This window comes from Aequorivita vitellina (genome assembly GCF_022008365.1).
In the GTDB taxonomy this organism is placed as follows: domain Bacteria; phylum Bacteroidota; class Bacteroidia; order Flavobacteriales; family Flavobacteriaceae; genus Aequorivita; species Aequorivita vitellina.
In genome coordinates, this window is sequence record NZ_JAIRBA010000007.1 from 40,512 (window position 1) to 52,702 (window position 12,191).

10 protein-coding genes are annotated in these 12,191 nt (G+C 38.2%); 5 read left to right on the forward strand and 5 right to left on the reverse strand.

The genetic code is table 11. The features are described from left to right. Positions 1–103: 103 nt before the first annotated feature. The 4 genes from rpsJ to rpsL form a co-directional block, all read right to left on the reverse strand. Complete coding sequence (gene rpsJ, locus K8089_RS05380; RefSeq protein ID WP_010181931.1) at positions 104–409, reverse strand: 30S ribosomal protein S10; 306 nt, start codon at positions 407–409, stop codon at positions 104–106. A gap of 11 nt (positions 410–420) precedes the next feature. Beyond that, entirely contained in the window at positions 421–2,550 is a 2,130-nt protein-coding gene (gene fusA / locus K8089_RS05385; RefSeq protein WP_237602262.1) for an elongation factor G, read from the reverse strand. Between the two features lie 3 nt (positions 2,551–2,553). Next, entirely contained in the window at positions 2,554–3,030 is a 477-nt protein-coding gene (gene rpsG, locus K8089_RS05390; RefSeq protein ID WP_237602263.1) for a 30S ribosomal protein S7, read from the reverse strand. 92 nt (positions 3,031–3,122) lie between these two features. After that, complete coding sequence (gene rpsL / locus K8089_RS05395; RefSeq protein ID WP_014782632.1) at positions 3,123–3,497, reverse strand: 30S ribosomal protein S12; 375 nt, start codon at positions 3,495–3,497, stop codon at positions 3,123–3,125. Positions 3,498–3,684: 187 nt separating this feature from the next. Between rpsL and K8089_RS05400 the strand changes: the two genes are divergently transcribed. The 5 genes from K8089_RS05400 to rlmB all read left to right on the forward strand — a co-directional run bounded on the left by K8089_RS05400 (position 3,685) and on the right by rlmB (position 11,374). Next, complete coding sequence (locus K8089_RS05400; protein WP_237602264.1) at positions 3,685–5,382, forward strand: POTRA domain-containing protein; 1,698 nt, start codon at positions 3,685–3,687, stop codon at positions 5,380–5,382. Between the two features lie 120 nt (positions 5,383–5,502). Further along, entirely contained in the window at positions 5,503–8,601 is a 3,099-nt protein-coding gene (locus K8089_RS05405; RefSeq protein ID WP_237602265.1) for a SusC/RagA family TonB-linked outer membrane protein, read from the forward strand. A 20-nt stretch (positions 8,602–8,621) separates the two neighbouring features. Next, on the forward strand, positions 8,622–10,058 hold the full coding sequence (locus tag K8089_RS05410; protein ID WP_237602266.1) for a RagB/SusD family nutrient uptake outer membrane protein: 1,437 nt from the start codon (positions 8,622–8,624) through the stop codon (positions 10,056–10,058). Between the two features lie 21 nt (positions 10,059–10,079). Beyond that, positions 10,080–10,505, forward strand: coding sequence for a hypothetical protein (locus K8089_RS05415; RefSeq protein WP_237602267.1), 426 nt, complete (start codon positions 10,080–10,082; stop codon positions 10,503–10,505). A gap of 128 nt (positions 10,506–10,633) precedes the next feature. Continuing rightward, positions 10,634–11,374, forward strand: coding sequence for a 23S rRNA (guanosine(2251)-2'-O)-methyltransferase RlmB (gene rlmB, locus K8089_RS05420; protein WP_237602268.1), 741 nt, complete (start codon positions 10,634–10,636; stop codon positions 11,372–11,374). A gap of 2 nt (positions 11,375–11,376) precedes the next feature. On the opposite strand, the gene K8089_RS05425 is transcribed toward rlmB, so the two are convergent. Further along, positions 11,377–12,174 (reverse strand): rhomboid family intramembrane serine protease, encoded by a 798-nt coding sequence (locus K8089_RS05425; protein ID WP_237602269.1) that lies wholly within the window; start codon positions 12,172–12,174, stop codon positions 11,377–11,379. Positions 12,175–12,191 lie beyond the last annotated feature (17 nt).

Genomic DNA, 12,191 nt, shown 5'->3' on the forward strand with positions numbered 1-12,191 from the left:
CGAATGTTACTTTGTTTTCCGTTTTTCCCCAACCATCGTTGAGGACATTTTTAACCTTTACACGATCCCAAAGCTAGTTCGGGATGTAAATCAAAGTTTATAACTAAACTTTGATTTCCACTTCTACCCCGCTTGGCAACTCTAACTTCATTAGAGCGTCAATTGTTTTTGAAGAAGAACTGTAGATATCCAAAAGTCTTTTGTACGAACTTAATTGGAACTGTTCCCTACTTTTCTTGTTCACGTGCGGAGAGCGCAATACGGTAAAGATTTTTTTATGTGTTGGTAAAGGAATTGGCCCTGTTACTACAGCTCCAGTACTCTTTACAGTCTTTACGATTTTTTCAGCAGATTTGTCCACCAAATTGTGATCGTAAGATTTTAGTTTTATTCTTATTTTTTGACTCATTGCTGAAATAATTATTCGTTAGCGGTTCCTCTTGCTGCTGCAATTACACTTTCTGAAATATTAGAAGGTGTTTCGGCATAGTGTGAAAATTCCATAGTTGATGTAGCACGACCTGAAGACAATGTTCTTAATGTAGTTACATAACCAAACATTTCAGAAAGTGGCACTTCAGCTTTAATAACTTTTACACCAGCTCGATCTCCCATACTTGTAATGGTACCTCGACGTCTGTTAAGGTCACCAACAATATCGCCCATATTTTCTTCTGGCGTAAGTGCTTCCAGCTTCATAATAGGCTCTAAAATAACAGCCCCAGCTTTTTTAGCAACTTCTTTAAATCCTAGTTTTGCTGCCAATTCAAAAGACAAAGCATCAGAATCCACTGGGTGGAAAGATCCGTCTTTTAAAGTAACTTTCATACTATCAACTTCAAAACCTGCAAGTGGTCCATTTACCATAGCTTGTTTGAAACCTTTTTCAACCGAAGGAATAAATTCTTTTGGTACGTTACCACCTTTTACAGCGTTTACGAACTCTAAACCTATTTTACCTTCTTCAGCTGGTTCTAGTGTAAATACAATATCGGCAAATTTACCGCGACCACCAGACTGCTTTTTATAAACCTCTCTGTGATCTGCAACTCTTGTTACAGCTTCTTTATACTCTACTTGTGGCTGTCCTTGGTTTACTTCTACTTTAAATTCGCGACGTAAACGATCTACAAGAACATCTAAGTGAAGTTCGCCCATTCCAGAAATAATTGTTTGTCCAGAAGCTTCGTCTGTACGCACTTGGAAGGTTGGATCTTCTTCTGCCAGTTTTGATAAAGCCATTCCTAATTTATCAACATCTGCTTTGGTTTTAGGCTCTACCGCAACCCCAATTACAGGGTCTGGGAATTCCATACTTTCCAAAACTATAGGATGCTTTTCTGCAGAAAGTGTATCACCGGTTTTAATATCTTTAAAACCTACACCAGCTCCAATATCTCCCGCCTCAATAAAATCAATTGCATTTTGCTTGTTAGCGTGCATTTGATAGATACGCGATATACGCTCTTTGTTACCGGTACGGTTGTTAAGCACATACGAACCTGCATCTAAGTGACCTGAATAAGCGCGGAAGAAAGCTAAACGACCAACAAAAGGGTCTGTAGCAATTTTAAATGCAAGAGCAGCAAATGGCTCATCTACACTTGGTTTGCGCAATTCTTCTTTTTCAGTATCTGGATTTACACCTACAATACCATCTTTATCCATTGGAGAAGGAAGGTAGCGGCACACTCCATCAATTAAGAATTGAACACCTTTATTTTTAAAGGAAGAACCACATATCATTGGTATGATACTCATATCCATTACAGCAGCACGAAGCGCAGCATGCACTTCATCTTCTGTAATTGAATCTTCGTCTTCCATATATTTTTCTAGTAGGTTTTCGTCATAGGCAGCAACTTCTTCAATAAGTTTACCACGGTACAAACGCACCTCCTCTTTCATATCTTCAGGAATATCTACAACGTCAAAAGTAGCGCCAAAGGTATCATCGTGCCAAACGATAGCACGGTTCTTAACCAAATCTACAATACCTTTAAAATCAGCTTCTTCACCTAAAGGCAAAACGATTGGCACTGCATTGGATCCTAACATATCTTTTACTTGCTGGCATACTGCCAAGAAGTTTGATCCGTTACGGTCCATTTTATTTACAAAACCAATACGAGGTACTTTATAGTTATCGGCCAATCTCCAGTTAGTTTCAGATTGTGGCTCTACACCATCTACTGCACTAAACAAAAACACCAGACCATCAAGAACTCTAAGCGAACGGTTTACCTCTACGGTAAAATCTACGTGGCCGGGAGTATCTATAATATTAAAGTGGTACTCTTTTGTATTTGGCAATGGTTGCGCATTTTCCATCGGAAACTTCCACTTACAAGTAGTTGCAGCCGAAGTAATGGTAATACCACGCTCCTGCTCCTGCTCCATCCAGTCCATTGTTGCAGAACCTTCGTGAGTTTCACCCAATTTGTGGTTTACGCCCGTGTAAAATAGTATACGTTCAGTTGTAGTTGTTTTACCAGCATCAATATGCGCGGCAATTCCTATATTTCTTGTGTATGTTAAATCTCTTCCCATTGTTTAGAATCTGAAATGTGAGAATGCTTTGTTAGCTTCTGCCATTTTATGAGTATCCATACGTTTCTTAACTGCTGCACCTTCTTCTTTGGAAGCAGCAAGAATCTCGCCTGCTAATTTAGCGGCCATGGATTTCTCGTTTCTTTTTCTTGAATACGTTATTAACCATTTCATTGCAGTTGCAATTTTACGGTCTGGACGAATTTGCATAGGAATTTGGAAGGTTGCCCCACCAACTCTACGGCTACGCACCTCTACGTGAGGCATTACATTAGAAAGCGCATCTTTCCAAAGCTCTAACGCAGTTTTTTCGTCGTCTTGTTTTTTTTCATCTACAATGTCAATTGCATCATAGAAAACTTTAAAAGCCACACTCTTTTTTCCATCCCACATCATGTTGTTTACGAAACGCGTAACCAACTGGTCGTTAAACCTTGGATCCGGTAAAAGAGGTCTTTTTTTGGCCTGTTTTTTTCTCATTTGTTGTTTTGTTAATGGTAAACGCTAAATATTTTATCAATAATTGGCGCTAAACCCGTTTTCATTTTTCTTAAAACGCAAGCGTTGCGTTTTTACTTCTTAGGGCGTTTTGCTCCGTACTTAGATCTACGTTGCGTGCGGCCTGCAACACCTGCGGTGTCTAATGCTCCACGAACAATGTGATATCTAACTCCTGGCAAATCTTTTACCCTTCCACCTCTAACCAATACTATCGAGTGCTCTTGGAGATTGTGACCCTCGCCTGGGATGTATGCGTTTACTTCCTTACCATTTGTAAGTCTTACCCTTGCAACTTTACGCATTGCAGAGTTAGGCTTCTTAGGCGTAGTAGTATATACACGCGTACAAACACCACGACGTTGTGGGCACGAATCCAAAGCAACCGATTTACTCTTCTTGGTTATTTTGGTCCTTCCTTTACGTACTAATTGTGAAATTGTTGGCATATAAAATATGTATTATTACTGTTTAAAAATAAAACACCCCTATTTTTAGGGGATGCAAATGTAGAATAATTTTTTTACTAATCAAACCATACTCAATTAATTTTCAGCACTCTTTTAATATTTTTTTTGTTTGCATATGAAATGGCAAGTTGAAACGTTAGTTTTACATCGTAAATTCGCTCTTTTTTTGAAAAATAATTGCACACTTTTTTTACTCCTTAATATATATACCTGTTTTTTCTTCGGAATTCAGGCACAGGAATTGTCGCTCTCCTTAAAAGCAGAGAAGGAAATTCCGGAAGGGGTTGTAGATTCATTGCAACTACCTGCTTCCTATAAAGATTTTATTTCGCTAAAAAATGAAACCGACACCCTACACTTAAAACTACAACGCATGGGTTTTATTGAAAGTGAATTGCTTCAACTTAAAAAAGAAAACGACAGCAGCTATACGGCCGCATTTTTTCTTGGAAGGAAGTACAACAATATAAAGGTGTACTATTCGGAAAAAGATTTTTCAAAAAAAGAACTTCAACACGTAGCCTCACAGATAGACAGCTCCTATTTTATACTTCCTTTTGAAACCATTCCAACCGCGTTAAGAAAACTTACAGCGTATAGAAACGCCAAAGGAAATGCTTTTGCCCGGGTGAGGTTAACTGCGTTCAACAACACTGGAGCCGGAAATTTAAGCGCTACACTGCTTATAGAAAACGGCAAGTTGCGCACCGTAGATTCCATTGTTTTAAAAGGGTACGAAAAATTCCCAAAAAGCTATTTAAAATACTATGCCGGGGTAAGGAAAGGCAAACTTTTTGACCAGAAAAAATTGTTAGCGCAAAACGAAAACCTAAACAGCCTAGGTTTTGTTTCGTCTATTAAGCCACCCGAAGCACTATTCCGGGAAGATTCAACCACCGTATATTTTTATTTGGAAAAAGAAGAGAACAATCTCTTTGATGGAATTTTAGGATTTGCCACCGATGAGGAATCTCAAAAATTGACGTTTAATGGCTATTTAAATTTAGAACTCAACAACAATTTAAACTACGGCGAACAGCTATTAATAAATTACAAATCTGATGGTGAAAAGCAGATTAATTTTAAAACCAAGCTCACCCTTCCCTATCTGTTTAGCTCACCATTTGGGCTCAGTGGCGAATTAATGATTTTTAAAAGAGACAGCACTTTTATCACTACAGAACAACAACTGCGTTCCACCTATCAATTAGACACTCGATCTACTTTATACGTGGGATATAAAGGATACGAATCTAGCAACCTGCTGGATGAAGTAATTGCCGGAATACCAATTGAAGATTTTACATCTCGGTTTTTTATCTTTGGCGGCAACTATAAAAAACCACAAAACCGAAAACTGTTCCCCGTAAAAACAGCAATTTATTTAGATATGGGGATTGGATCCCGCAAACAAAAAAGCGAGTCGGAGGACCAGATTGGCTTTACCTCTGTAATATCCAATATTTTTAATCTTAATTACCGCAATTCCCTGTTTGTTCAAAATAGTACGAGCGCGCTTTTTAGCGACTCATATTTAATAAACGAACTTTTTCGTTTTGGCGGAATAAACAGCATCCGCGGTTTTGACGAAAACAGCATAGACGCATCGTTATTTTCGGTACTAAATACAGAGTATCGCTACCAATTTAACGATGGGGTTTACTTACACAGCATTATAGATGTAGGTTATTTTGAAAATCAGACCATTTCATTAAAAGAAAAGATCTACAGTTTTGGGCTCGGACTAGGCCTAAACACAAAAGCAGGAATATTTCGATTTAACATAGCTAATGGAAATAGGCAAAACACCCCTTTCAATCTTACAAACACCAAAGTACACATCAGTATTTCATCTAAATTCTAAAATACTTAGGCTTAAAACACTGATGCCCGCTAAATAAACCTAAAAATTGGCAGCAAATACTTGTGTAATTAACTTTTTATTATGATTTTTGCCGTTGGCTAATTCAAATAATTTATAAAAATGAGAACAAAGTTTAGTGGAATTTTAACGCTCTTGCTAGCGTTAGTTGTGCAGCTTACCTTCGCACAGCAAAAAACTATTACAGGTACGGTGACGGACGAAACAGGTCTGCCATTGCCTGGTGCAAACGTTATAATCAAAGGAACAAGTACTGGAACACAGTCAGATTTTGATGGAAATTACTCCATATCTGCAAATGTGGGCCAAACACTTACCTTTAGTTATGTAGGTTTTGACACCAAGGAAGTAAAAGTAGGAGCTCAAAATAAAATTGACGTTAACCTACAACCAGGTGAAAGCTTGAGTGAGGTTGTCGTTACTGGGTATTCTACACGAAATCAGACAGTGCAAACTTCAGCGGTAGTTTCAATATCTGCTGCAGAGCTTTCGCAAATGGCGCCAACTACCAGTATTGACAACATGCTGCAAGGTAAGGCGGCCGGGGTACAGGTAACTGCTGCCAACGGGAAACCGGGCCAAGGAGCTTTCGTTCGTATTCGTGGAACGGGATCTCTTGTAGCCGGTGCGTCTTCCCCACTATATATTGTGGATGGATCGCCGATTAGAGAGCAAGATCTTTCTAACATCCCTAATGAAGATATTGAGAATATCACGATTCTTAAAGATGCTGCCACCACAGCTCGTTACGGCTCGCGTGGTGCTAATGGGGTTGTAGTTATCACTACTAAGAGTGGTAATCGTAAGAAAGACGCCGTAATCCGATTTAGTTCTCGTTACGGAACATCTTCTTACATTGACCCAAACTATACGATGATGACGGCTTCTGAAAAAATGCAATACGAAGCAGAACTGTATGCTTTAGGAGTTACCGGTGCTGCTGGTACGCCTGGGGTAACAACCCAGCCTGGGTCAATCGAACGCCAGAAACTTCTAAATAATGAAGTAGATTGGGAGGATTTAATCTTAAAAGACGGAATAATTCAAAACAACAGTGTATCTATTTCTGGGGGCGCTGAAAAAGTGGATTATTACTTTTCTGTATCTAATGATAGAAATACAGGTATCATCGATAATATTGATGGTTTTGAAAGATTAGGAACTCGTTTGAACGTTAACTTTGACGCAAAAGAATGGCTTACCGTAGGAGTAAACGTAGGATACTCAAGATCTATGAGCGATGAGCCAAGAGATAGAAACAATACGCAAAACCCTTTTAGAGGTATGCTTGATTACAACGGCTATGAAACAGAATTCCTTTTAAATGAAGATGGTACTGTACAAGTTGATGATAATGGAAACCCTATCTATAACCCAACACATACAGGCTTCCCAATTAGAGGAGCGTTATTAAGTGAGCCAAGTGAGGACATTGATAACCAAACTATTGGTAGCGTAGACGCCTTAGTTACTTTCAGTAAAAACTGGAGTTATGGTTTTAATGTAGCCGTAAACTGGGGAGCAACCAGAAGGGAAAGCTATTCAAAACCAGGTGGTATTCTAGACGTAATTCTTGAAGGTGCTGGTAATCCAACGGGTAATAAATTTGACGATCAGCAACATAGATTAGATTTAACTGTTAGTAACCGCTTAATGTATAATTTAAGCAAGAACAATCACAACTTAAGTGTTTTAGGATTGTACGAATATAACATGAACGAATTTAACCGTGCTTTCGTAAGAAGCAAAGGCTTCCCTTCGGCGTTACTTACTACACAAACTAATGCCGCCACCCTAGATAATGGCTTTACCAATAGAACCAGATTAACATTGGTTTCTTATGGTGTTTTCGCTGATTACGATTACCAAGAAAAATATTTACTTTCCGCATCAGTTCGTCGGGATGGTTCATCTAATTTCGGTAAAGATGTAAGATTCGGTACTTTCTATAGTGGAAGTTTGGGTTGGAACATTGCGAAAGAAAATTTCTTTTCTATCGACGCCGTAAACGACTTAAAAATAAGAGCAGCTTACGGTACTGTAGGTAATCGGGCAGGTATTAGCCGTTACGCTTCTCAAGGAACTGTAGGTTTCGGTTCATATCCAGGAGGTTCGAGTACAATTCCATCTCGAGTTGCCAACCCAGAACTACAATGGGAAACTACTGAAACCTATAATGTTGGTCTGGAATTAAATATGTTCAATAATAGACTTCGTATGGTGTCTGATTATTTTATCAGAAATACTAAAGATTTGCTTTTCCCAATACCAACAGCTTGGGAAGCAGGTATTATTGGCCTTCCTGCTGATGGTGAACCCAGAGGTATCGCTGGAAACTTAGGTGAAATCCAAAATAAAGGATTAGAAATTTCAATGCAGGCGGATATTTTCCGCAGTACAGATTTCACTTGGACTTTAGGTGGAAATATTATATTCCTAGATACTGAAGTGATATCACTCCCCGATGGAGAAGACATTACACCTGAGTTGGCTTGGAATATTCGCTACCAAGAGGGACGTAAAATTAATGAGCATTTCCTTATTAGATATGCCGGTGTTGACCCTTCAACAGGTAGATCATTATTCTACGGAGCGGATGGAAATACATATTTCTCTACTGATTTACCTACCGATGAAAATGACAATCGAGTATTCCAAGGAAAATCTACTATTGCAGATAAAGAAGGAGGTTTCTTCTCTAATATAATATATAAAGGCTTTGGACTTCGTACAGATTTCGTTTTCAAAGCTGGAAACTGGATTAACAACTTTGTACGTTCAGATCGCGAATCTGATGGGTTAGCTATTACAGACAACCAAGCTACCAATGCCTTTAATTACTGGCAACAACCCGGCGATACTGGTGTTCTTCCTAGCCCAATATATGCTGTTGAGGATGCTACTGTTACAGGGAATTCTGACAGGTTTTTAGAAAAAGGAGATTACATTCGTATGCGTAACATTACGCTTTCTTATTCATTCCCTAGTAAGTATTTGGAGAAAACACCAATTAGTTCTTTAAGAATCTATGCACAAGGACAAAATCTCTTAACTTTTTCAAAATTCTGGGGCGATCCGGAAGTAGGACTATCTTCTGGAGAAAGTATATCTTTTGCAGAAGCAGTTGCGCCAGGTGAAGCTACACTTTACAGCTATCCAAATACCAAGTCAATCCAAGTTGGTTTGGATGTTAGTTTCTAATTTTAAAAAAAATTGATACAATGAAAAAAATAATAAATAAAATAACAGTTTTAGCTCTAATCGTAAGTGTATTTACTTCTTGCGATAGCGAACTAGATCAAGTGCCATTCGATGAATTTGGTACAGAGAACGCATACGTTACAGCTGCAGATTTTGAGAACGCTGTACGAGGTGTATATGCCACGTTAACATCTCCATCTTTTTACGGAGGTAGTGACGCAGGTGGAATGCTTGATGCACCTGATGTATTATCGGATAACGTCACCTTCGCACAAAGAGGACGTGGAACTAGAAGAACTCTTCATAACTGGCAATACGGTGCCTCTGATGAACCAATGGGAGGTTTATATGAACGAGCATACCAATTAATTTATCGTGCAAATGTACTTCTTTCTAAAAGTGAAAATTTTGAAGGAGAAAATAAAGCAAATGTTGTTGCTGAAGCAAAGGCACTCAGAGCTTTAGCACATTTTGACATGATAACCTTTTTTGGCAAAATACCAACTCAATCCGGAGATGCGAACGGTAGTTTAGGAATTGCTTATATGACAGAGCCTGAACCTTTGGAAGAACCAAAAAGAGAAACAGTTGGATTTGTTTATGACCAGTTGGTTATAGATTTAACTGATGCGGCTGCTAATATTAATGAATCGAATGGTCCTGGTAGATTGAGTAAAGATGCCATAAATATTCTTTTATCCAGAGTTTACTTATATATGGGTAAATGGCAAAATGCAATTGATGCTGCCAATCGAGTTACTACTGCAATCGCTCCACGGACAGATGTAGTGGGAGTTTGGGAAGATGAAAACCAAAGCGGTTTGGCCTTTTACATACCTGTTAATCCACCAGTATTAGGAAATACAGTAGGTGTTACTTGGAGTCAAGGTGGTAATAACAACCTGATTCCAGAATATGTAGTATCTTATGAGTTATATAATCTTTTTGCAGAAGATGACATCCGTAAAGAAGCTTATACTTTCCAAGCAACAAATGATAATGATAATCTAGCATTTAACGCTATTAAAAAATTATACAAACGACCAGGAGGTGCGCCAGGTTTGGTGGATATTAAAATATTTCGTGCAGCGGAAGCCGCCTTGAATAAGGCCGAAGCCTTATATAATTTAGGGCAAGAAGGACCAGCAAGAACGGCTCTCGATGCGGTAAGAACAAAACGATACACTACGCCACCAAGTGGAGAAACCGGCACAGCATTACGCGATGCTATTAGATTGGAAAGAAGACTAGAATTTGCTTTTGAATATCAAAGATTTTTTGACCTAAAACGTTGGGGCTTACCTGTAGATCGTGAAAGTTTTGGTGACCTAGCCGATGGTTCTGGAACACCATCTGATCAATTATCCTTGCCAGCAAGTAGTAATAAGTTTCAATTGCCAATCCCCCAGACTGCAATGGATTTAAACCCCAACCTTGTTCAGAACCCTGGATATTAATAATTTTAAAAATCTATCAAAATGAAAAAAGTTAATATATTAATCGTTATTCTAGCTATCGCACTTGTTGCTGTTTCTTGTGAAACTTACGACGATTACGATGAAAATCGTTTGACTACCGTAGGATTTGTAACCTTAACTAAAAACTTAAGCGTTCCTGAAGGCGGTTCAAAAACTGATAGCGTAAAGGTATTTGTTTCTGATTTATCAAATGTAGCCAGAACTTTTTCTGTAATTACAGTTGAACCAGACACCTTACCAACTGCACCTGAAAACTATACGTTTGAAAGCACAGTTACCATTCCAGCAAATACCCGTGAGGTAATGTTTGGTGTTACTGCAATAGACAATTCTATTGACGATACAAGACGTTATTTCCGTATTGCTATTAAGCCAGAACCTAATATTGTTTCTGGAGGTAGATCTCAAATAGGTGTTAAAAATTAATTTTTAATAACCTCAAGTTTATAAAACACCCCTTTTTAAGGGGTGTTTTTTTTACCTGAAATTTAACCAAAGATTACTTGAATATTCTCTTTACCTTTGCCAACACTTATTAATATCAGCACGAAACCATGAACGATAAAACAAATACTATTTTTGGAATCTACCCAATCAAGGAGGCCCTCTCTTCTCAAGTTGTTTTTGATAAGGTTTATATTCAAAAAGGAATAGAAAGCGATAAAATCGAAAGCCTTATAAAAGAGCTGGAGAAAACCAAGGTTACCATAAATATCGTTCCATTCGAAAAATTAAACAGGTTAACCAAAGGAAATCATCAAGGTATTGTTGCTCTTACATCGCCGGTGGCATTTCATTCTTTAGAGTCTGTTGTTGAAAAAGCCTTGGAAAGTGATAAAACCCCATTATTTTTAGTGTTAGACCAAATTACCGATGTGCGAAATTTTGGCGCCATTTTACGCACCGCGGAATGCACTGGTGTTGATGCAGTAATAATTCAAAAGTCGGGAGGCGCTCCCGTATCCGGCGATACTGTAAAAACCTCTGCTGGAGCTATCTTTAAGATTCCGATTTGCAAAGTAGATCATATTAAAGATGCAATATTCTATTTGCAAGGCTCAGGAATTACCACTGTTGCAGCGACAGAACATACATCCAACGAAATTTACGCTGTAGATTTAATTAAACCTCTGGCAATTATTATGGGTTCTGAAGGTAAAGGAGTGTCAAAATCCGTTCTTACGTTGGTTGATGAAAAAGCATCTCTTCCCCTACTTGGCGAGATTAATTCCTTAAATGTTTCCGTAGCCTGTGGTGCATTTTTATACGAAGTAACCAGACAACGACGTCAATAGCCCTAATCAGTTTCGTCTTCTTCTTTATTTTTATAGGTGTAAACTATTTTCACCGTTGGTCTATTTTGGGCTGCCATTTGTTTTATAGTAGGCTGTGGCAGAGCATCTACAGATACAGTTGGTTCAACCGGTTCTTTTGGTAATTCAATAAAGTTTCCATCCTCGTCAAACTGCTTTAAAAACGGATCGTTATCCGGATTATAACCTTCTCTTTCCCATTCGTATTTTTTGCGTTCAATTGGCTTTGTCTTAAATAAAAAGGAGAAGAAAAAACCCACAAAGAAACCCGATAAATGACCTTCCCATGATATTTCGGGATTTACAGGAAACACATACCAGAACATACCTCCGTAGAGAAAAACTACAACTAAAGCCAGCGCAGTTAACTGAAATTGTTTAGAAAAAATTCCTTTAAAAAATAAAAAAGCAACCAGCATATACACTACCCCGCTTGCCCCAATATGCAATGACGAACGACCAATTACCCAAGTAGCTAAACCTGTAAATAACAAACCAAAAAACAATACCCTCCAACGGATGTCTCTATAAAAATAGAAGAGTGCAGCAGTAAGCACAAAAAGAGGCACGGAGTTATTAAAAAGATGTTTTAAACTACCGTGGATAAAAGGACTAAAAATAATACCGCGTAAGCCTTCAAAAGTTCGTGGATAAACCCCAAAATAATTTAAATTGATATTAAACCGCGTTTCAATCCAATATACAACCCAAAGCACCATTACAAAAAGTAATGGGTATAATACCACATCTGCGTTATATTTTAATTGAGTTGCATTATTCATAGCAAAGTGATTACAAA